Annotated in this window: 20 protein-coding genes; 9 read left to right on the top strand and 11 right to left on the bottom strand. The window is 73.3% G+C overall.

All coding sequences use genetic code 11. The features are described from left to right. Positions 1-2: 2 nt before the first annotated feature. Positions 3-4649, bottom strand: coding sequence for an ATP-dependent helicase (locus ACH414_RS29865; protein ID WP_398944123.1), 4647 nt, complete (start codon positions 4647-4649; stop codon positions 3-5). 90 nt (positions 4650-4739) lie between these two features. Between ACH414_RS29865 and ACH414_RS29860 the strand changes: the two genes are divergently transcribed. The 3 genes from ACH414_RS29860 to ACH414_RS29850 all read left to right on the top strand — a co-directional run bounded on the left by ACH414_RS29860 (position 4740) and on the right by ACH414_RS29850 (position 6762). Then, a complete protein-coding gene (locus tag ACH414_RS29860) occupies positions 4740-5639 on the top strand; it encodes an AraC family ligand binding domain-containing protein (RefSeq protein WP_391770193.1) in 900 nt (299 codons plus the stop codon). 86 nt (positions 5640-5725) lie between these two features. Beyond that, positions 5726-6457 carry an AzlC family ABC transporter permease gene (locus tag ACH414_RS29855; RefSeq protein ID WP_382547509.1) on the top strand — a complete coding sequence of 244 codons (732 nt, stop codon included), beginning with the start codon at positions 5726-5728 and terminating at the stop codon, positions 6455-6457. Then, on the top strand, positions 6454-6762 hold the full coding sequence (locus ACH414_RS29850; protein ID WP_382547507.1) for an AzlD domain-containing protein: 309 nt from the start codon (positions 6454-6456) through the stop codon (positions 6760-6762). The genes ACH414_RS29855 and ACH414_RS29850 overlap by 4 nt, the downstream gene beginning before the upstream one ends. A 23-nt stretch (positions 6763-6785) precedes the next feature. Here ACH414_RS29850 and ACH414_RS29845 read toward each other — a convergent pair whose 3' ends face one another. Further along, on the bottom strand, positions 6786-7706 hold the full coding sequence (locus ACH414_RS29845; RefSeq protein ID WP_382547505.1) for a hypothetical protein: 921 nt from the start codon (positions 7704-7706) through the stop codon (positions 6786-6788). A 79-nt stretch (positions 7707-7785) separates the two neighbouring features. Here ACH414_RS29845 and ACH414_RS29840 point away from each other — a divergent pair, with 79 nt between their 5' ends. From ACH414_RS29840 to recX, 4 genes are all read left to right on the top strand, one after another. Beyond that, on the top strand, positions 7786-7980 hold the full coding sequence (locus ACH414_RS29840; protein ID WP_382547503.1) for a DUF3046 domain-containing protein: 195 nt from the start codon (positions 7786-7788) through the stop codon (positions 7978-7980). A gap of 205 nt (positions 7981-8185) precedes the next feature. Continuing rightward, positions 8186-9325, top strand: coding sequence for an AI-2E family transporter (locus ACH414_RS29835; RefSeq protein WP_382547547.1), 1140 nt, complete (start codon positions 8186-8188; stop codon positions 9323-9325). Positions 9326-9580: 255 nt separating this feature from the next. Next, positions 9581-10711 carry a recombinase RecA gene (recA, locus tag ACH414_RS29830; protein WP_398944122.1) on the top strand — a complete coding sequence of 377 codons (1131 nt, stop codon included), beginning with the start codon at positions 9581-9583 and terminating at the stop codon, positions 10709-10711. Further along, positions 10602-11282, top strand: coding sequence for a recombination regulator RecX (gene recX, locus ACH414_RS29825; RefSeq protein WP_398944120.1), 681 nt, complete (start codon positions 10602-10604; stop codon positions 11280-11282). Before recA ends, recX begins: the two co-directional genes overlap by 110 nt. A gap of 19 nt (positions 11283-11301) precedes the next feature. On the opposite strand, the gene ACH414_RS29820 is transcribed toward recX, so the two are convergent. From ACH414_RS29820 to ACH414_RS29785, 8 genes are all read right to left on the bottom strand, one after another. After that, positions 11302-11721 (bottom strand): rhodanese-like domain-containing protein, encoded by a 420-nt coding sequence (locus ACH414_RS29820; RefSeq protein ID WP_382547497.1) that lies wholly within the window; start codon positions 11719-11721, stop codon positions 11302-11304. Continuing rightward, a complete protein-coding gene (locus ACH414_RS29815) occupies positions 11718-12248 on the bottom strand; it encodes a cysteine dioxygenase (protein WP_382547495.1) in 531 nt (176 codons plus the stop codon). Before ACH414_RS29815 ends, ACH414_RS29820 begins: the two co-directional genes overlap by 4 nt. A gap of 76 nt (positions 12249-12324) precedes the next feature. Beyond that, complete coding sequence (locus ACH414_RS29810; protein WP_309544753.1) at positions 12325-12396, bottom strand: putative leader peptide; 72 nt, start codon at positions 12394-12396, stop codon at positions 12325-12327. A gap of 47 nt (positions 12397-12443) precedes the next feature. Continuing rightward, complete coding sequence (locus tag ACH414_RS29805; RefSeq protein ID WP_382547493.1) at positions 12444-14093, bottom strand: FAD-dependent monooxygenase; 1650 nt, start codon at positions 14091-14093, stop codon at positions 12444-12446. A 161-nt stretch (positions 14094-14254) separates the two neighbouring features. After that, positions 14255-15184 (bottom strand): amino acid ABC transporter permease, encoded by a 930-nt coding sequence (locus tag ACH414_RS29800; RefSeq protein ID WP_382547491.1) that lies wholly within the window; start codon positions 15182-15184, stop codon positions 14255-14257. Next, positions 15181-15828 carry an amino acid ABC transporter permease gene (locus ACH414_RS29795; protein WP_382547488.1) on the bottom strand — a complete coding sequence of 216 codons (648 nt, stop codon included), beginning with the start codon at positions 15826-15828 and terminating at the stop codon, positions 15181-15183. The genes ACH414_RS29800 and ACH414_RS29795 overlap by 4 nt, the downstream gene beginning before the upstream one ends. A gap of 107 nt (positions 15829-15935) precedes the next feature. Then, complete coding sequence (locus tag ACH414_RS29790; protein WP_382547485.1) at positions 15936-16853, bottom strand: glutamate ABC transporter substrate-binding protein; 918 nt, start codon at positions 16851-16853, stop codon at positions 15936-15938. A gap of 102 nt (positions 16854-16955) precedes the next feature. Beyond that, entirely contained in the window at positions 16956-17741 is a 786-nt protein-coding gene (locus tag ACH414_RS29785) for an amino acid ABC transporter ATP-binding protein (protein ID WP_382547482.1), read from the bottom strand. Between the two features lie 254 nt (positions 17742-17995). Here ACH414_RS29785 and ACH414_RS29780 point away from each other — a divergent pair, with 254 nt between their 5' ends. After that, a complete protein-coding gene (locus ACH414_RS29780; protein ID WP_382547479.1) occupies positions 17996-18700 on the top strand; it encodes a response regulator transcription factor in 705 nt (234 codons plus the stop codon). 18 nt (positions 18701-18718) lie between these two features. Then, the gene (locus tag ACH414_RS29775) at positions 18719-20146 is read left to right on the top strand and encodes an ATP-binding protein (RefSeq protein WP_386568806.1); all 1428 of its coding nucleotides are present in this window, start codon (positions 18719-18721) and stop codon (positions 20144-20146) included. On the opposite strand, the gene ACH414_RS29770 is transcribed toward ACH414_RS29775, so the two are convergent. After that, positions 20125-21123: a TAXI family TRAP transporter solute-binding subunit gene (locus tag ACH414_RS29770; protein WP_382547473.1), complete on the bottom strand. Its 999-nt coding sequence runs from the start codon at positions 21121-21123 to the stop codon at positions 20125-20127. The genes ACH414_RS29775 and ACH414_RS29770 overlap by 22 nt on opposite strands. Between the last annotated feature and the right edge of the window lie 24 nt (positions 21124-21147).

The raw sequence follows: 21147 nt of genomic DNA, 5'->3' as shown, positions 1-21147 counted from the left end.
CATCATGCCCGCAGCCGCAGCCCTCGGGGCGTGGCGTGGAACCCGGCGGCCTCCAGGGCGCCGGCCAGCGGGGAGGTCAGCGCCGTGGCCCCGTTGATCCGCTCGACCGTCACCGTGCCCAGCGAGCCCGCCGTGGCCGATGCCGCCAGCGCCTGCGCCGCGGCCCGCAGCGCCGGGGAGTCCGGGTCGGTCGGCCAGGACAGCAGGGTCTTGCCGCCGCGCTCCATGTAGAGCGTCAGCTCGCCGTCGACCAGGACGACCATCGCCCCCGCCTTGCGGCCCGGCTTGTGACCGGCGCCCGTCGGCGGCTCGGGCCAGGACAGGGCCGCCCCGTACGCGTTCGCCGGATCGGCCGCCGCCAGGACCACCGCGCGGGGGCCCGCGCCCTCCTCGGTGCCCCGGTCGCGGGCATTGGCCGCCGCGCGCAACCGGTCCACGGCGCCGTCCATGGCGAACTGGGCCGCGCCCAGACCCTCCACGACATAGCCCCGGCGGGCCTGGCCGCTGTCCTCGAACGCGGACAGGATCCGATACGTCGCGGAGAAGCCGCCCTCCACGCCCTCGGCCGCCACCGCGCCCCGGGTGACGACCCCGTGCCGGTCCAGGAGCGTGCGGGCCAGGGCGTGCGCCCGGTGGGTCGGCTCCGGCTCCTGCGGCGGCAGCAGCGACCAGCGGCCGCTCACCGTCGGAGGGCCCGTGCGGGAAACGGGGCGGGCCGCCGCACTCAGCGTCCCGTACCGCCCGCGCGGGACCGTGCGCCGGGCCCGGTGCGCCGTGGAACCCGCCGTGCGGCCGGAGCCGAGGAGGGAGCGCAGCGGGGCCAGGGTGTCGTTGGTGAGCCGCCCCGACCAGGCCAGGTCCCACAGGGCGTCCGCCAGCTGGGGGTCCGTCGCGTCCGGGTGGGTGGTGGCCCGCACCTGGTCGGCGATCTGGCGGAAGAACAGGCCGTATCCGCCGGAGAGCACCGTCAGGACGGACTCGTGGAGCGCGGTCTGCTCCAGGGGGTGCGGCGGCGGCAGGAGCAGCGGCGCCGCGTCCGCCAGATACAGCGAGACCCAGCCGTCCTTGCCGGGGAGCGCCCCGGCGCCCGCCCAGACCACCTCGCCGGTCGTCGTCAGCTCGTCGAGCAGCGCCGGCGCGTAGTCCCGCACCCGGGACGGCAGGATCAGCTTCTCCAGAGCCGAGGCCGGCACCGGCGCGCCCTGGAGCTGCTCGATCGCCCGGGCCAGTCCGTCGATCCCGCGCAGGCTGTTGCCGCCCAGGTGCTGCCACTGGGGCAGGAAGGTGGCGAGGGCGGCCGGGGGCACCGGCTCCAGCTCGTGGCGCAGCGCCGCGAGGGAGCGGCGTCGCAGCCGGCGCAGCACGGCGGCGTCGCACCACTCCTGGCCGATGCCCGAGGGGTGGAACTCGCCCTGCACCACCCGGCCGGCGGCCGCGAGGCGCTGCAGGGCGCCGTCGGTGACCGCCGCGCCCAGGCCGAAGCGGGCGGCGGCCTGCGAGGAGGTGAAGGGGCCGTGGGTGCGGGCGTGCCGGGCGAGCAGGTCGCCCAGCGGGTCCTTCACCGGCTCCGTGAACGCCTCGGGCACACCGACCGGCAGCGCGGTGCCGAGCGCGTCCCGCAGCCGGCCCGCGTCCTCGATCGCCGCCCAGTGCTCGGCGCCCGCGATCCGGACCCGGATCGCGCGGCGGGCCCGGCCCAGGTCCGGCGCCCAGGCGGCATCGGCGCCCCGCTCGGCCAGCTCCGCGTCGGTGAGCGGCCCGAGCACCCGGAGCAGGTCCGCGACGCCCTCCACGTCCTTGATCCGGCGGTCCTCCGTCAGCCACTGGAGCTCCCGCTCCAGCTCGGCGAGCACGTCCGCGTCGAGCAGCTCCCGCAGCTCCGCCTGCCCGAGGAGCTCGGCCAGCAGCCGGGAGTCCAGCGACAGCGCGGCCGCCCGGCGCTCGGCGAGCGGCGAGTCGCCCTCGTAGAGGAACTGGGCCACGTAGCCGAAGAGCAGGGAGCGGGCGAAGGGGGAGGGCTCGGGGGTGGTGACCTCGACCAGACGTACCCGGCGGGCCTCGATGTCGCCCATCAGCTCGGTCAGACCCGGCACGTCGAAGACGTCCTGGAGGCACTCGCGGACCGCCTCCAGGATGATCGGGAACGATCCGAACTCGCTCGCCACCTGGAGCAGCTGCGCCGCCCGCTGCCGCTGCTGCCACAGCGGGGTGCGCTTGCCCGGATTGCGCTTGGGCAGCAGCAGGGCGCGCGCCGCGCACTCGCGGAACCGGGAGGCGAACAGGGCCGAGCCGCCCACCTGGTCGGTGACGATCTGCGCGATCTCGCCCTTGTCGAAGACGGCGTCGGCCGCGCCGACGGGTGCCTGGTCGCCGTCGAAGGCGGTGTCGCCGAACCGGCTGGGGTCCACCGGCTCGGCGTCGAGGAGGTCGAGGCCCATCAGATCCGCGTCCGGCAGGCGCAGCACGATGCCGTCGTCGGCGTGCATCACCTGGGCGTCCATCCCGTACCGCTCGGCGAGCCGGGCGCCGAGGGCCAGCGCCCACGGGGCGTGCACCTGGGCGCCGAAGGGGGAGTGGATGACGACCCGCCAGTCGCCGAGCTCGTCCCGGAAGCGCTCCACCAGGATCGTGCGGTCGTCGGGCACGTGGCCGCAGGCCTCGCGCTGCTCGGCGAGATACGCGAGCACGTTGTCCGCCGCCCAGGCGTCGAGGCCGGCCGCGACCAGGCGCAGCCGGGCGTCGTCCGGCCGCAGGGCGCCCACCTCGCGCAGGAACGCGCCCACCGCGCGGCCCAGCTCCAGCGGCCGCCCCAGCTGGTCGCCCTTCCAGAACGGCAGTCGGCCCGGCACCCCCGGCGCGGGGGAGACCAGCACCCGGTCGCGGGTGATGTCCTCGATCCGCCAGGATGTGGTGCCCAGGGTGAAGACGTCGCCGACCCGCGACTCGTACACCATCTCCTCGTCCAGCTCCCCGACCCGGCCGCCGCCCTTCTTGGGGTCGGCGCCCGCCAGGAACACCCCGAACAGCCCCCGGTCGGGGATCGTGCCGCCCGAGGTGACGGCGAGGCGCTGGGCGCCGGGGCGGCCCGTGACCGTGCCGGCGACCCGGTCCCACACCACGCGCGGGCGCAGCTCCGCGAAGGCGTCCGAGGGATAGCGGCCGGCCAGCATGTCCAGGACCGCCGTGAACGCCGACTCCGGCAGCGAGGCGAACGGCGCCGCCCGCCGGACCAGCGCCAGCAGGTCGTCCGCCTGCCAGCTGTCCAGGGCGACCATCGCCACCAGCTGCTGGGCCAGCACGTCCAAGGGGTTCGCCGGGACGCGCAGCGACTCGATGGAGCCGCTGCGCATCCGCTCGGTCACCACCGCCGACTGCACCAGGTCGCCCCGGTACTTCGGGAAGACCACGCCCGTGGACACCGCGCCCACCTGGTGCCCCGCGCGGCCGACCCGCTGGAGCCCGGAGGCCACCGAGGGCGGCGACTCCACCTGGACCACCAGGTCCACCGCGCCCATGTCGATGCCCAGCTCCAGGCTGGACGTGGCCACCACGGCGGGGAGCCGGCCGGCCTTCAGGTCCTCCTCGACCAGGGCGCGCTGCTCCTTGGAGACCGAGCCGTGGTGCGCGCGGGCCAGCAGCGGCGGGACGCCCTGTGCCGCCCCGGACTGGGCCATGATCTCGGCGGACGGCTTCCCCTCGGGCAGGGCCTCGCCGGTGGCCCGCTCGTACGCGATCTCGTTCAGGCGGTTGCACAGGCGCTCCGCCAGGCGGCGGGAGTTCGCGAAGACGATGGTCGAGCGGTGCGCCTGCACCAGATCGGCGATCCGCTCCTCCACATGCGGCCAGATCGACGGCCGGTCGCCGCCCTCCGCGCCGCCCGAGGCGTCGGACGCCGGGGAACCGCCCAGCTCGCCCATGTCCTCCACGGGCACGACCACGGAGAGGTCGAACTCCTTGTCGGAGGGCGGCTGGACGATCTCGACCTTCCGCTGCGGCGAGAGATAGCGCGCCACCTCCTCCACCGGCCGGACGGTCGCCGACAGGCCGATCCGGCGGGCCGGCCGGGGCAGCAGCTCGTCGAGCCGCTCCAGCGAGAGCGCGAGATGCGCGCCGCGCTTGGTGCCGGCGACCGCGTGGACCTCGTCGAGGATGACCGTCTCGATGCCCGAGAGCGCGTCCCGGGTGGCCGAGGTCAGCATCAGGAACAGCGACTCGGGGGTGGTGATCAGGATGTCCGGCGGCCGGGTGGCGAGCGCCCGGCGCTCGGCGGCCGGGGTGTCGCCGGAACGGATGCCCACCTTCACGTCCGGCTCGGGCAGGCCGAGCCGGACCGACTCCTGGCGGATGCCGGTGAGCGGGGAGCGCAGATTGCGCTCGACGTCGACGGCGAGGGCCTTCAGCGGGGAGACGTACAGCACCCGGCAGCGCTTCTTGGCGTCGGCCGGCGGGGGCGTGGCGGCCAGCCGGTCGAGCGAGGCGAGGAAGGCCGCGAGGGTCTTGCCGGAGCCGGTCGGGGCGACCACGAGCACGTCGGAGCCCGCGCCGATGGCTTGCCAGGCGCCCTCCTGCGCCGCCGTGGGCGCGGTGAAGGCCCCGGTGAACCAGCTGCGGGTCGCGGGGGAGAACGAGTCGAGCGCGGACCTGACCATGTCCCCCATCGTGCACCCCGGCACTGACAACCGCCCGGAGCTGGGGAAACCGGCTCGTGGCGCGGGCGCGGGGTGGCGCAGAATGGGGGCATGGCGAGCGGGGACGCGGGGCACGGGCGCGTGGCGCGGGAGCACGGCACCCCGGGCGACGGACTCGCCGCGCACGGCGAGCGGGCGCGCTACTGGCGCCCGGACGGGCTGCCCGGGGTCGACCTGCTGCACGCCCACTACGTCCACAAGTCGTTCTCGCGGCACACCCACGAGAGCTTCGTCTTCGCCGCGATCACCGAGGGCGTCGAGGCCTTCCACTACGGCAGCGACCTCGTCCGGGCGGGCCCCGGACAGATCGCCCTGGTCAACCCCGACACCCCGCACACGGGGCACGCCGGAGTGCCCGAGGGCTGGACCTACCGCACGATCTACCCCGACGCCGAGCTCGTCGCCGCCATCGCCGCCGACACCCTCGCCGTGCGCCGGGAGGTCGGCTTCGTCGAGCCCGTCGTCGACGACGCGTACGCGGCGCGGCTCGTCATCGGCGTCCACCGGGCCGCCGAGGAGGGCAACGCGCTCGCCGCCGACAGCCTGCTGCGCCTGGTCACCGCGCGGATGCTGCGCAGCCACGGCGGCCGTGTCCCGCCGCTCGCCGCCCGCTCGGCTGGAGCACGGGACGCGGCACGCGCGCGGGCCGTCCTGGAGGAGCGGATGGCCGACCCGCCGACGCTGGAGCAGCTCGCCGCCGAGCTCGGCACCAGCCCGTTCGCCCTGCTGCGGGCCTTCCGGGGCGCGTACGGGATGCCGCCGCACACCTGGCTGACCGACGCCCGGGTCCGCCGGGCCCGGCGCCTCCTGGACGCGGGGACGCCCCCGGCGCAGGCCGCCGTCGCCGTCGGCTTCACCGACCAGCCCCACCTCAACCGGCACTTCACCCGGAGCGTGGGGGTGCCCCCAGGGGCGTACCAGCGCGCCCGGGGCGTACGGCCCGGACGGTAGGGGCGGGCAGCGGCGGCAGGGGCCGCCCGCGCGGGGCGCAAGAACGTACAAGACCCGACCCGGGAGGCGCCCGTAACGTCCCTGACGTGGCAGAACAGACAGCACCCCCGGACATACGCGACGAGACCGCACCACCCAAGAGCGACGCCGCCGTCGTTCGCGACGCGCTCGGGGTGGGGGTGGCCGTCGGCCTCTCCGGCTTCGCGTTCGGCGTGACCTCGGCCGGCGCCGGCCTGAGCCTGCTCCAGACCTGTGCGCTCAGCCTGCTGGTCTTCACCGGCGCCTCGCAGTTCGCCCTGGTGGGCGCGCTCGCGGCGGGCGGGAACCCGTTCACGGCCGCCGCCGGGGCGTTCTTCCTCGGCACCCGCAACGCCTTCTACGGCCTGCGGCTCAGCCAGCTGCTCGCGCTGCGGCGGCCCGTCCGGCCGCTCGCCGCGCAGTGGGTGATCGACGAGACCACGGCCGTGGCCCTCGCCCAGCCCGACCGGCGCACCGCGCGGATCGGCTTCACCGTCACCGGACTGACGCTGTACGTGCTGTGGAACGTCACCACGTTCCTGGGCGCGCTCGGCGCGGAGGCCATCGGCGACACCGGCGCCTGGGGCCTGGACGCGGCCGGTCCCGCGGTCTTCCTGGCCCTGCTCGCGCCCATGCTGAAGACGGCCACCGAACGCGCCACCGCGGCCCTCGCCGTCCTGCTGGGCCTCGGGCTGCTGCCGGTCCTGCCGGCCGGCGTCCCGGTCCTGGCCGCCGCGCTCGCCGCGCCCGCCGTGCTGTGGGTGCGGGGCCGCCGCGAGGGCGGGGAGGAGACCCGATGAACGTCTGGATCGCCATCGGCCTGACCGCCGCCGGGTGCTACCTGGTCAAACTGCTCGGTCTGCTCGTGCCGGCCGACACCCTGGAGCGGCCCCTCGTCCAGCGCCTCGCGGCCCTGGTGCCGGTCGCCCTGCTGGCCGCGCTCACCGCCCAGCAGACCTTCAGCAGCCAGGGCGCACTCACCGTGGACGCCCGCGCCGCCGGTCTCGCCGCGGCGGGCCTCGCCCTGGTGCTGCGGGCCCCGTTCCTGGTGGTCGTCGGCGCGGCGGTGCTCGTCACGGCCGGCGCGCGGGCGCTGGGCGGCTGAGGCGGCCACCCGCGCCCCGGCGGTCAGATGGCGCGGCCGTGGGCCCGCAGGGTCCGCAGGGCCTCCACGGTCACGATCGGCCGCCACTCCAGGGCGGAGCCCGGTGCCCACCGGCGCCAGCCGATGGGCCAGCCGCCGTCCTCCTGCTGGCTCGCCGCGAGGTGGTCCAGGGAGCGGGACATCTCCTCGTCGGTGAACCAGCGGCGGGCCAGCGAGTCCGGCACGGGCGCGTAGTCGTGCGGGTAGTGGTGCTCGCCCGGCGCGTAGCCGTCGGCCACCGGGTAGTCCTCCGGCCGGTCCGGGTCGAGCACCGCGAGGCGCTGCTCGCGCACGAGGCGCCCCAGCCGGTCGCTCGCCGCCTGGGCCCGGGCGCGGTCCGGGACCCCGTCGAGGAAGGCGACGGCCGCCTGCACCTCGTACGGGTGCGACTTCTCCAGCGCGTCGACGGCCGCCCAGCAGAACTCGGTGGCCCGGAACAGCCAGGCGTGCCAGACCTGGTTGCGGTGGAGCAGCCCGACCACGGGACCGGTGGAGAGCAGCGCGCCGGGCGGCGCGTCGACGACGGGAACGAACGGCGCCGACGGGTAGCCGCGCTGCGAGGGATGGATCGCGGGCAGCGCGCCCTCGTGGGTGGACACCTCGGTCAGATAGCGGCAGATCCGCTCGATCCGCAGCCCTCCGCACCGCCCGATCGAGTCGAGCACCCGCAGGGCGTGCGCGGTGTGCAGCGGCTGGCTGACCGGTCCGCGCAGATCGGGTTCGAGGGCGTGGCCGTAGCCGCCGTCCTCGTTGAGGTACGCGCCGAGCGCGGCCTCCACCGGGTCGGCGGCGCCGCGCAGGAAGTGGTAGGCGAACCGGCGCTGTTCGAGCACGCGTGCGGTCAGCCAGACGAAGTGCTCGGCCCGGGCGAGGGGAGAGGCGTTCTCTGGGGGTTTTCCGGCCATGTTCCGACCGTAGGCGGGAAACCGGGTCTGACAAGGGCTTCGGCACGGGCTGCACCCTTGAGAGCGCGATACTGGGCTCATGCGGTTGACGATTTTCTGGGAACGGATGGCCGACCACTTCGGTGCGGGCTATGCCGAGAGCTTCGCCAAGGACCATGTGATGGCCGAGCTCGGCGGGCGTACGGTGCTGGAGGCGCTGGACGCGGGCTGGGAGGCCAAGGACGTGTGGCGGGCGGTCTGCGCGGCCGTCGGCGTGCCGGCCGAGAAGCGGTGATGTGACGGGCCGTGGCCGGAATGTCCGGGCGGTGCGCGAGACTTGCGGGGTGGCCACCGACGACGCGAACGAAGACAACCGTGCCGATACCCCTGCCGGCGCCTCCGCCGGCGCTCATGGCGACCGCCCCGCCGCGGCGGGCGGCTCCGGCGGCCCCGGTGGATCCGGGGGCGTGACGGCCGCCGCCCCGTCCCCCGGCGCGAGAATGCCGCGCTGGCTGCCCCGCGCCCTGGTGCTCGCCCTCGCCCTCTACGCCTGCTTCCAGCTCGGCAGCTGGGCCTTCCACCAGCTCATCGGGCTCCTCGTCAACATCCTGCTCGCCTTCTTCCTGGCGCTGGCCATCGAGCCCGCCGTGGGGCGCATGGCGGCGCGCGGCATGCGCCGGGGGCTCGCCACCTTCATCGTCTTCTTCGCCGTGCTCGCCGTCGGCGTCGGCTTCGTCGTGCTGCTCGGCTCGATGCTCGCCGGCCAGATCGTCGACATGGTCGAGAACTTCCCCAAGTACCTCGACTCACTGATCAACTGGGTCAACACGCACTTCCACACCGATCTGTCCCGGCTCGAGGTGCAGGACAGCGTGCTGCGCTCCGGCTGGCTGCAGAAGTACGTCCAGAACAGCGCCTCCGGCGTCCTGGACGTCTCCGCCACGCTGCTCGGAGGCCTCTTCAAGCTCCTGACGATCTTCCTGTTCTCGTTCTACTTCGCCGCCGACGGGCCCCGGCTGCGCCGCGCGCTGTGCTCGGTGCTGCCGCCGGCCCGCCAGACCGAGGTGCTGCGGGCCTGGGAGATCGCCGTCGACAAGACCGGCGGCTACCTCTACTCGCGCGGTCTGATGGCGCTGATCTCCGGTGTGGCGCACTTCGTGCTCTTCGAGATCCTCGGCGTGCCCTACGCGCCGGCGCTCGGCGTCTGGGTCGGTCTGGTCTCGCAGTTCATCCCGACCATCGGCACCTACCTGGCGGGCGCGCTGCCGATGCTGATCGCCTTCACCGTCGACCCCTGGTACGCGCTGTGGGTGCTGGTCTTCGTCGTGGTCTACCAGCAGTTCGAGAACTACATGCTGCAGCCGAAGCTGACCTCCAAGACGGTGGACATCCACCCGGCGGTGGCCTTCGGCTCGGTCATCGCGGGCACCGCGCTGCTCGGCGCGGTCGGCGCCCTGATCGCCATCCCCGCCGTCGCCACCCTGCAGGCCTTCCTCGGCGCGTACGTGAAGCGGTACGACGTGACCGACGACCCCCGGGTGCACGGCCACCGGCGGTACGGGGAGGCCGTCGTCGCCCGCCTGCAGAAGGCGCTGCACCACAAGAAGGAGCAGCACGAGACCGGCCGGAAGGACGGGTAGACGCTGGGGGGCGGGGACGGCTCTGGCCCGGGCCGGGGGCGGGCCGGGAACGGGCCCGCGGGCGGTGCGGCGCAGCGGCGTGGTGCGCTTGACACAAAAATCGAACATCCATTCTCATGAGAGACAGAGCCTTGGAACCACGGGGTTTTCGCCGAGTTATCCACAGGCTGGAAGGGACGCCGGGGCCCATTGTCAGTGGCAGGGGTTAGCGTCTTTCACATGAAGCGATCGACTCAAGCAAACCGGGTGGAACCCATGGCAGGAACCGACCGCGAGAAGGCGCTCGACGCCGCGCTCGCACAGATTGAACGGCAATTCGGCAAGGGTGCCGTCATGCGCATGGGCGAGCGCTCGAGGGAGCCGATCGAGGTCATCCCGACCGGGTCGACCGCCCTGGACGTCGCGCTCGGCGTCGGCGGCCTGCCGCGCGGCCGTGTCGTGGAGATCTACGGCCCGGAGTCCTCCGGTAAGACGACCCTGACCCTGCACGCCGTCGCCAACGCGCAGAAGGCCGGCGGCCAGGTCGCCTTCGTCGACGCCGAGCACGCCCTCGACCCCGAGTACGCCCGCAAGCTGGGCGTCGACATCGACAACCTCATCCTGTCCCAGCCGGACAACGGCGAGCAGGCCCTCGAGATCGTCGACATGCTGGTCCGCTCCGGCGCCCTCGACCTGATCGTCATCGACTCCGTCGCCGCGCTCGTCCCGCGCGCGGAGATCGAGGGCGAGATGGGCGACTCCCACGTCGGTCTGCAGGCCCGACTGATGAGCCAGGCCCTGCGGAAGATCACCAGCGCGCTCAACCAGTCCAAGACCACCGCGATCTTCATCAACCAGCTCCGCGAGAAGATCGGCGTGATGTTCGGCTCGCCGGAGACCACGACCGGTGGCCGCGCCCTGAAGTTCTACGCCTCGGTGCGTATCGACATCCGCCGCATCGAGACCCTGAAGGACGGCACGGAGGCGGTCGGCAACCGCACCCGCTGCAAGGTCGTCAAGAACAAGGTCGCGCCCCCGTTCAAGCAGGCCGAGTTCGACATCCTCTACGGCCAGGGCATCAGCCGCGAGGGCGGCCTGATCGACATGGGCGTGGAGCACGGCTTCGTGCGCAAGGCCGGCGCCTGGTACACGTACGAGGGCGACCAGCTGGGCCAGGGCAAGGAGAACGCCCGTAACTTCCTGAAGGACAACCCCGACCTCGCCAACGAGATCGAGAAGAAGATCAAGGAGAAGCTGGGCGTCGGCGTCCGGCCCGAGGAGCCCTCGGTCGAGCCGGGTGCGGACGCCGCGAGCGGCCCGGACGAGGCGGACGCGGGCGACGCGAAGTCCGTCCCGGCGCCGGCCAAGGCCGTCAAGGCGACCAAGGCCGCCGCGGTCAAGAGCTGAACCGGTGACCGGCCGCACCGAATGGCCGGACGACAGCCCCGACTCGTCGAGGGCCGAGAAGGAGCTGTCGTCCCAGGATCCGGCTGAGCGGGCGCGGGCGATCTGCCTGCGCCTGCTCACCGGGACCCCCCGCACCCGCAAGCAGCTCGCCGACGCCCTGCGCAAGCGGGACATCCCGGACGAGGTCGCCGACGAGGTCCTCTCCCGGTTCGAGGACGTCGGGCTCATCGACGACGCCGCCTTCGCCGGGGCCTGGGTCGAGTCCCGGCACCACGGCCGGGGCCTCGCCCGCCGGGCCCTCGCCCGCGAGCTGCGGACCAAGGGCGTCGACGCCTCGCTCATCGAGGAGGCCGTCGACCGGCTCGACTCCGACCAGGAGGAGACCCGGGCGCGCGAGCTCGTCGACCGCAAGCTGCGCGCCACCCGCGGCCTGGAACGGGACCGCCGCCTGCGCCGCCTCGCCGGGATGCTCGCCCGCAAGGGCTACCCGGAGGGCATGGCCCTGCGCGTGGTCCGCCAGGCCCTGGAGGAGGAGGGCGAGGACACGGAGGGCTTGGAGGAGCCCTTCTAGCCGGGCGGGCCCCCGCCCCTCAACGGCGTCCGCTCACCCCCGTCGCCGGGAGGAGGACCGGGAGGCCGGCCGCCTTCCAGGCCTGGAAGCCGCCGATGACGTCCGTGGCGCGGTGGATGCCCAGCCGGCGGAGGGAAGCGGCGGCCAGGGACGAGGCGTAGCCCTCGTTGCAGACGACCACGACGCGCAAGTCGTGGCTGTACGCCTGGGGCGCGCGGTGGCTGCCCAGGGGGTCGAGCCGCCACTCCAGTTCGTTGCGCTCCACGATCAGCGCGCCCGGGATCAGGCCGTCCCGCTCGCGCAGGGCCGCGTAGCGGGTGTCGACCAGGAGCGCGTCGCCCGCCTCGTACGCCTCGTAGGCGGTCCGCGCGTCGATGCGGTCGAGGCCCGCCCGTACGCGCTCCAACAGCTCGTCGATGCCGATGCGTTCGTCGCTCACTGCCAGTCCTCCGGGCGTTCGACCTGCTCGAGACGGAGTACCGCGCCCGACCGGCTGAAGCGCCGGATGAGCGGGAGCGGCGGGTAATAGGCGTGCACCGAGACGGCGTGCTCCACAGCCGACTCGTTGAGGACCTCGTGCACGTGGTGGCGGCCGAAGGCGCGCCCCTGGCCGGCCGGGAGCTCGCGGTGGCGGTCCACCCCGTCCGCCAGCTCCAGGTTCTTCCAGCCGCCGGCCGGCAGCCGTACCGCGAGGGAGTGCTCCTTCAGGGTCCCGCGCGCGGTGGCGAAGGCGCCCATCGACTCGTCGTGGTCGTGCCAGCCGGTGCCCGTGCCGGGCGGCCAGCCGATGAGCCAGGCCTCGCTCCCGCCGGGGCCGTCGAGCCGTACCCAGGTGCGGCCCTCCGGGTCGAGGGGCAGCGAGGCGATCAGTTCGGTGTCGGCGGCGGTGCGCCGGACGAAGTCCAGCAGATCGGCCGCGGTGGGGGAGCCGGAAACGGGTGTGGGGGCGTGCTGCGTCTGGGGCACGGATGACCGTCCTGAGGGTTCGCGAAAGCGCGCACGACCGAGCGGGCGCGCGAAGAAGCGGAAGAGGGGTGCGAATTCAGCAGGACGGGCGACACACGCAGCCCGCGTAGCGGACCAGGTCCATATGGACCCTCCGCCACAGGCGCACATCGGTGTCGGTCACGCTCCGGAGTACACCATGTGCGCCTGCGAGGGTCAATTGACGTCCGCGGTGCGGTCGCTGCCCGTGGACACGTCCTCGACAGCGGGGCTCCCGCCCCGTACCGCGTCGGCGGCGGCGTGCAGCTCCTCCGGCCGGACCCCGGCGAAGGCCGCCGCCAGGTGCCCGTCCGGGCGCACGAGCAGGACGGCGTGGGCCGGGGCGCCCGGGTAGCCCTCCGTGACGAGGAGTTCGGCCGGTGCCGGCAGCGCCTCCACCGCCTCGGCGAGCCGCGGCATCACGCCGGCGCTCATCCAGTGCCGACGGTCCCACACCCCGGTCCCCGGGGCGACGAGGACGACGAGCAGCCGCCCCTGCCCGAGCCGGTCCCGCAGCCGCACCGTCGTGCCGTCGGGGGCCGTCACCCGGACGTCCTCCGCGGGTGCCCCGTCCGGTGTGCCCACCGGGATCCGCCCCTCGGAGGCCGGCGGGGCCAGCGGGGAGTGCGGATAGGCGGGCGGCGCGCCGAGCGGGCCGCGCCCCAGGTGCCCGTCGGTGAGCAGGGCGTCGTGCCCGCGCCCGCCGCCCGGCAGATAGGCGCGCAGGCCCCCGCCGCCGCGCAGCACCGGCAGCGACTGGTCGGCCGCCCGCAGCCGGGCGGCGACGGCGGCCCGGCGCTCGCTCTGGTAGCTGTCGAGCAGGGCGGGCGAGGCGTCCCGGTGGTGCCAGGTGCGGGCGAGCTTCCAGGCCAGGTTGTCGACGTCCCGCAGCCCCTCGTCGAGGCCCTGGGTGCCGACCGCGCCGAGCAGATGGGCCGCGTCCCCGGCGAGGAACACCCGGTCCACCCGCCAGCGCCGGGCGAGCCGGTGGTGCACGGTGTGGACGCCGGTGTCGATCAGGTCGTACGGCGGGGTCGCCCCCTCGCACCAGCCGGCCAGGGTGTCGCGGATCCGGGTCACCAGCGCGTCGGGGGTGACCAGGTCGCCGCGCGGCGGCAGCAGCCAGTCGATCCGCCACACCCCGTCGGGCAGCGGCCGGGCGGTGATCTCCTCCCCGGAGCCCCGCCACGGCGGCTGACGGTGCAACAGGGCCTCGCCCGCCCAGGGGAGTTCGGTGCGCAGCGCGGCGACGGCGTGCCGCTCCACCGCCGTACGCCCGGGGAAGCGCACGCCGAGGAGCTTGCGGACGGTCGAGCGGGCGCCGTCGCAGCCCACCAGGAAGCTGCCGCGCCACCAGGTGCCGTCGGGGCCGCGGGTGTGCGCGCCGACCCCGTGGGCGTCCTGCTCCAGGGTGTCGACCCGGGCGTCGGTGACGAGGGTGATCAGCTCCTGGCGGGCGATGGCGTCGCGCAGGCCGCGGGCGAGGGCGTGCTGCGGGATGTGCAGGGGCGCGGGCGGGCCCTCGGGGCCGTCCGCCGCGCCGGCGTCCCCGGACAGGCCCAGGTCGAGCGGGACGTGCCGCGTCTGCTGCCGGCGGCGCAGCGAGCGCCAGCCGACCCAGCGGACCCCCTCGTCACGGAGCGTGGTGCAGCCGAGCCGTTCCACCAGGGCGGCCATGTCGGCGCGGAGCACGGCGGTCCGGGCGGGCCGCGGCTCCTCCTTGCCGGCGCTCTCGTCGAGGACGACGCTGGGCACGTCCTGGGCGGCCAGGGCGAGGGAGAGCGCGAGGCCGACGGGCCCCGCGCCCACGATGATCACCGGGTCCACGGCGTGGCTCCTGAAGGCCGTTCGGTCATGCGGGATGCACAGCAGAGTGTGGCGCGGGCCCGGAGCTTGATCACAGAACGTATGCAACCCACCTTGGGTGCGTGCGTCAAGTGACAGGGGCAGCGGCGGTCGCCACTGCCCCCGGATGATGTCACATGCCGTCAGTTCTTCGTGCTGCCAGGGCCGTCGGCGTGGCCGGTGGAGGGGCCGTCCGCGGGATCGGCGGTGAGCTCCGCCTCCAGCTCGGCCTTGGAGCCCGGGACGCCCGCGTGGGTCACGGCGATGCCGGTCTTGGCCCGGCGGCCGCGCTTCTCGATCCAGGTGGCGAGCGAGGAGAGCGCCAGGCAGAGCGCGATGTAGATGACGCCGAAGACCACGATCACGGAGACGTACGGGTACTGCCCGTTGACCAGCGTGTTGGAGGCGATCAGCTGGGCCGAGTAGAGCAGCTCGGGGTAGAGGATCATGTAGCCGAGCGAGGTGTCCTTGAGGGTCACCACCAGCTGGCTGATGATCGTCGGCAGCATGGCCCGGACCGCCTGCGGCAGCAGGACGCTCGTCATCACCTGGGTCTTGCTCATGCCCAGCGCGTACGCGGCCTCGCGCTGCCCGCGCGGCACGGCGTTGACGCCGGCGCGCAGCACCTCGGCCTGGACGCAGCCGTTGTAGATGGACAGGCCGATCGCCAGCGCCCACATCGAGTAGTCGGCGAGGAAGGCGACCCACACGGCGTAGATCGTGATCAGCAGCGGCAGCGAGCGGAAGACCTCGATGATGCCGGTGGCGACCCAGCGGACCGGCTTGTGGTCCGAGAGCCGGGCGACGGCGAGCAGCACACCGAGGACGAGCGAGCCGACGGCCGCGAGGCCGAAGGCCTTCAGGGTGGCGAGCAGCGCGTCGGCGATGTTCTGCCGGATGCCCGCGTAGTTGAAGATGTCCCACATCTCGGGGGCGAGGTGCCCCTTGTCGCCCAGCCGCACCACGCTCACGGCGAGCAGGGCGAGGATCGCGAGGACGCCGATGACGGCGTAGATCCGGTTGCGGACGCGGGCCTTGGGGCCGGGGGCGTCGAAGAGAACGCTGGCGCTCATCGGGCGACCTCCATGTTGCGCTCCAGGAGACGGAAGAGACCGCTGATGGCGAAGGTGATGACGAGGTAGGCGACGGCGACCCAGAAGAAGACCGGGCCGATCGCGTAGCCCTGCTCGCTCATCAGCGTCTGCCAGCCGAAGAGCTCCGTGACGCTGAAGGCGCCGGCGATGGCGGAGTTCTTGGTCAGGGCGATGAAGATCGAGCTCAGCGGGGGGATCACGGTCCGGGTGGCCTGCGGCAGCACGATCAGCCGCAGCGTCTGCGAGAAGCTCATGCCGAGCGAGCGGGCGGCCTCGGCCTGGCCCAGCGGCACGGTGGAGATGCCGGAGCGGACGGCCTCGCAGACGAACGAGGAGGTGTAGAAGCCCAGGGCGAGCGAGGCGAGCACGAAGGGGCTCATGCCCGGGAAGAGGATCTCCGGGACGACGAAGAAGAAGACCAGGAAGAGCAGGGTCAGCGGGGTGTTGCGCAGCAGCGTCACCCAGGCGGTGCCGAAGAAGCGCAGCGGGGGGACGGGCGAGACCCGGAAGCCCGCGATGACGATGCCGAGGACCAGGGCGATGACCGAGCTGACGGCGGTGATCGACACGGTTCCTATGAATCCGTCGCGGAACTCCGGGAAATGGTCGAGCAGTACGTTCATGAGGACTCCGCGTCGGCAGTCAGCGGCAGAAGGGCAGCAGGCTTACGGGCAGGGGGCGGGGCGCCCCGCAGCGCCAGGCGCGTACGGGGCGCTCACGCGCGGGCGGGTCAGTAGCGCACGACCGCCGGCGGCTCGGTGTAGGCCGAGCCGGAGAGGCCGAGGGTGGCCTCGTAGATCTTCTTGTAGGTGCCGTCCTTCTCGAACTTCTCCAGGACGTCGTTCACCTTGTCGCGCAGGACCTTGTCCTCCTTCGGCATGCCGATGCCGTAGGGCTCCTCGGTGAACGGCTTGCCGATGACCTTGAGCTTGCCCTTGTTGGCGGCGGCGTAGCCCTTGAGGATCGAGTCGTCGGTGGTGACGGCGTCGACCTGCTTGGTGAGCAGCTGCTGGACGCAGTCGGAGTACTTGCCGAGCTCGACGGTCTCCGCGCCGTACTGCGGCTTCTTGATCTCCTGCAGCGGGGTCGAGCCGGTGATCGAGCAGACCTTCTTGCCCTTGACGCTCTCCGGCCCGGTGATCGAGGTCTCGTCCTTGCGGACCAGGAGGTCGGCGCCGGCCTTGTAGTACGGGCCCGCGAAGCCGACCTGCGCCTTGCGCTTGTCGTTGATCGTGTAGGTGCCCACGTAGTAGTCCACCTGGCCCGTGGAGATCGCGGTCTCGCGGAGCTTGGAGTTGACGGTCTTCCACTCGATCTTGTCGGGGGAGAAGCCGAGCTCGGCCGCGATCATCTTCGCGATCTCGATGTCGAAGCCGGAGCGCTCCTTGGTGGCCTGGTCCTCGAAGCCGAGGTACGGCTGGTCGGCCTTGGAGCCGATGATCAGCTTGCCGCGCTCCTTGGCCTTCTTGAAGGTGGGGGAGTTCAGGTCCACACCGGTCGCGACGGTGTACGTGGGGAGCTTGGGGGCGGCGGCGTCACCGGGCTTCGTGGCGGGCTTGTCGCCGGCCGAGCCCTCCTTGCCGCCACACGCGGTCGCGGTCAGCGCGAGTACGGCAACGGCCACGGCCGCGGTCTTGCGGAGCTTCATCGTGAACATCCCTCAGGGTCGTGGGTAGTTGATCGTCAGTGTGCAGCACATCGCCTGTCGCGACTAAGGAGTTGCGGGCGCGCGCCGGATCCGGCGACGAGGTCAGTGGTGAAGGATCTTCGACAGGAAGTCCTTGGCCCGGTCGCTGCGCGGGTTGCTGAAGAACTCCTCGGGCGTGGCCTGTTCGACGATCTTTCCGTCGGCCATGAAGACCACGCGGTTGGCGGCGGAGCGGGCGAAGCCCATCTCGTGGGTGACCACGACCATGGTCATGCCGTCCCGGGCCAGCTGCTGCATGACCTCCAGGACCTCGTTGATCATCTCCGGGTCGAGGGCCGAGGTCGGCTCGTCGAACAGGATGACCTTGGGGTCCATGGCGAGCGCCCGGGCGATGGCCACGCGCTGCTGCTGGCCGCCGGAGAGCTGCGCCGGGTACTTGTCGGCCTGGGTGCCGACGCCGACCCGGTCGAGCAGGGCGCGGGCCTTGGCCTCCGCCGCCTTCTTCTCCGTCCTGCGGACCTTGACCTGGCCCAGCATCACGTTCTCGAGCACCGTCTTGTGCGCGAAGAGGTTGAAGGACTGGAAGACCATGCCGACGTCGGAACGCAGCCGCGCCAGCTCCCTGCCCTCCTGGGGCAGCGGCTTGCCGTCGATGGTGATGCTGCCGGAGTCGATCGTCTCCAGGCGGTTGATGGTGCGGCACAGCGTGGACTTGCCGGACCCGGAGGGCCCGATGACCACCACGACCTCGCCACGGGCGATGGTCAGGTCGATGTCCTGCAGCACGTGCAGCGCGCCGAAGTGCTTGTTGACGTCGGACAGCACGACCAGGTCGTCCACGGCCGGGGCGCCGCCCTGAGAACCCTTGGTCACTGACACTCCGCTCATCGGCTTCTGGCTCCGTCCTGCTCGGTTGGGGAGGACACTAGAGACCGGGTGCGACGAGCGTCATCACATCTGAGCGAAGTTTGAGGATAACGATCCGGTCGCAAACGGGCACTCTGCGTGAAGGGGGCGCCCGGGGCCGTACCGGGTCCATAACGGAAACGGCCGCGTAACGGGGGGACACTTGACTGTGACCGTGGCCATCGGCGTTCATGCCCTGGTACACACATGACACCGAGAGATCACGGAGGAGGGCCATGAGACTGCTGCTCGTCGAGGACGACGACCACGTCGCCGCCGCGCTCTCCGCGATCCTCGCCCGGCACGGCTTCACCGTCACCCACGCCCGCAACGGCGAGGAGGCGCTCCAGGCCGTGCTGCCCGCCGCGCACGGCGAGCGGCCCTCGTACGGGGTGATCCTGCTCGACCTCGGCCTGCCCGACCAGGACGGCTACCAGGTCTGCGGGCGGATCAGGAAGCTCACCACCACCCCCGTGATCATGGTCACGGCGCGGGCCGACGTGCGGTCCCGGATACACGGCCTCAACCTCGGCGCCGACGACTACGTGGTCAAGCCCTACGACACCGGCGAGCTGCTGGCCCGTATCCACGCCGTCAGCCGGCGCACCTCCGGCGGCGAGGACGGCGCCGGCGCGGCCGAGGGAAACACCCTGCGCCTCGGGCAGGTCACCATCGAGCTGCCCACCCGCCGGGTCAGCGTCGACGGCGACGCCGTCCCGCTCACCCGCAAGGAGTTCGACCTGCTCGCCCTGCTCGCCCAGCGCCCCGGCGTGGTCTTCCGCCGCGAGCAGATCATCAGCGAGGTCTGGCGCACCAGCTGGGAGGGGACCGGCCGCACCCTGGAGGTGCACGTCGCCTCGCTGCGCTCCAAGCTGCGCATGCCCGCCCTGATCGAGACCGTGCGGGGCGTCGGCTACCGCCTGGTCACGCCCGCCGCGTAACCCCCGGCCCGCAGGCACGTGCGCACCCGACTCCTTCCGCTCCTCATCGTCCTGATGGCCGGCGTCCTGCTGGCCCTCGGCTTCCCGCTCGCCGCCAGCCTCGCCGCCTCCGAGCAGCAGCGCGTGGTCGTCGACCGGCTCGACGACGCGGCCCGGTTCGCCGCGCTCGCCCAGTTCGTCGGCGAGCGGGCCGTCGGCCCCGACGAACGCCGTACGACCCTCGGCGGCGAACTCGCCAGCTACCACGACGTCTACGGCATCCGTGCCGGCATCTTCTACCGCGACAACCGTGCGATGGCCGCCGCGCCCGAGGACTGGGTCGTACCGTACGAGGGGGAGGGCAGGCGCGCGTTCAACGAGGCCCTGCTCGGCCGGCGCAGCCACGACCCGCCGCAGGTCTGGCCCTGGCAGGGCGACGCCCGGCTCACGATCGCCTCCCCCGTCGTACGGGACGGGGACGTCGTCGCCGTCGTCGTCACCGACTCGCCCACCGGGCAGCTCCGCAGCCGCATCCTGCACGGCTGGCTGCTGATCTTCGCGGGCGAGGCGGCGGCCATGCTGCTCGCCGTCGGCGCGGCCTTCCGGCTCACCGGCTGGGTCCTCAGGCCCGTCCGCGTCCTCGACGCCGTCACCCACGACATCGCCACCGGACGCATGAAGTCCCGCGTCGCCGCCACCGGCGGACCGCCCGAACTGCGCCGCCTGGCCCGCTCGTTCAACGAGATGGCCGACAACGTCGAGGACGTCCTGGAACAGCAGCGGGCCTTCGTCGCCGACGCCTCCCACCAACTGCGCAACCCGCTCGCCGCGCTGCTCCTCCGCATCGAGCTGCTCGCCCTCGAACTGCCCGAGGGCAACCAGGAGATCGCCTCCGTGCGCACCGAGGGCAAGCGGCTCGCCCAGGTCCTCGACGACCTGCTCGACCTCGCGCTCGCCGAGCACGCCGACGCCGATCTGCGGCTCACCGACATCGGGGCGCTCACCGCCGAGCGGGTGGCGTCCTGGCGGCCGGTCGCCGACGAGAAGGGCGTGACGATCACCGAGGACACCGCCGCGATCACCGCCTGGGCGGACCCGGTGGCGCTGTCCAGCGCGCTCGACGCGGTGATCGACAACGCGCTGAAGTTCACCCCGGCCGGCGAGGGCGTCTCCGTCGCCGTCTTCCTGAGCCCGGGCGGCCGGACCGTCGCCGTGGAGGTCGCCGACCACGGGCCCGGCCTCACCGACGAGGAGCTGGAGCGGGTCGGCGACCGCTTCTGGCGCTCCAACCGGCACCAGAACGTCAAGGGATCGGGTCTGGGCCTCTCCATCGCCCGGGTCCTCCTCGCCGCGAGCGCCGGCACCATCGCGTACGCCCGCAACGATCCCCACGGCCTCAGGGTGACCGTCACCGTCCCCCGCAACGAGCCGCGGGGACACCGGGGTCAGGGCTTCACGGAGCGGTAGTACCGCCGGGCGCCCTCGTGCAGGGTGAGCGGCTCGGTGTAGATCGCGGTCCGCAGGTCCACCAGCTGCGCCGGGTGCACCTGGCCGCCGATCCGGTCCCGGCTCCCGATCACGGTCCGGGTGAAGCCCTCCACCAGGTCGGCGTCGGCGGTGTCCGTGGTGACCAGGATGTTGGCCACCGCCAGGGTGTCCACCGGGTTGCCGTCCTGGGCCAGGCCGTAGGCGTCGGCGGGGATCACCGCGGAACGGTAGTGGCGGGTGGACTCGCCCACGTCGTGCAGGCTGTTCACCAGGGCGGCGTCCAGCGGCACCAGCCGGATCGGGAAGCGCTCGGACAGGTTCTGCACGGCCGAGGTGGGCAGACCGCCCGACCAGAAGAAGGCGTCCAGCTGCTTGCGCTGCAGGAGGCCGGGCATGGTGTCGATGCCGGCCGAGACCGGACGGATGTCCACGTCGGGGGTCAGACCGCCCGCCGCCAGCACCCGGTCGGCGATCAGCCGCACGCCCGAGCCCGGCTGCCCGACCCCGACCCGCAGCCCGCGCAGATCGGCCACCGTCCGCACGGCCGAGCCCTTCGGCACGACCAGCTGGACGTAGTCGTCGTAGAGCCGGGCGCAGCCGCGCAGCCGCTCGTACCCGGGCTTGCGGTCCCGCTGGTACTGGGCCACGGCGTCCGCCGTCGCGACGGTGAAGTTCGCCTCGCCCGAGGCGAGCCGGGCGAGGTTCTGCTGGGACCCCTCGCTGTTCCGCAGCGTTATCGAGACGTCCGGCAGCTCCCGCGCGAGGGCCTGCTTGAGCAGTTCCCCGTACTTCTGGTAGACGCCCGTCGGCACGCCGGTGCTGAAGGTGACGTGCCCGCTCGGCGTCTTCGCGCCAAACGGGACCAGCCACCACACCAGGGCTCCCGCGAGCGCCAGGAGCGCCGCCGAGACCTGGAGGGCGCGGCGGCGGGCGGTACGGGAGAGCGCGGGGAGCATGGCGCGATCCTGCCAGCTCGCTCC

The organism is Streptomyces sp. NPDC020422, from assembly GCF_044386705.1.
Lineage (GTDB): Bacteria > Actinomycetota > Actinomycetes > Streptomycetales > Streptomycetaceae > Streptomyces.
Note: the sequence above shows the minus strand (reverse complement) of the source record. Positions and strands in the feature narration are given on the sequence as shown.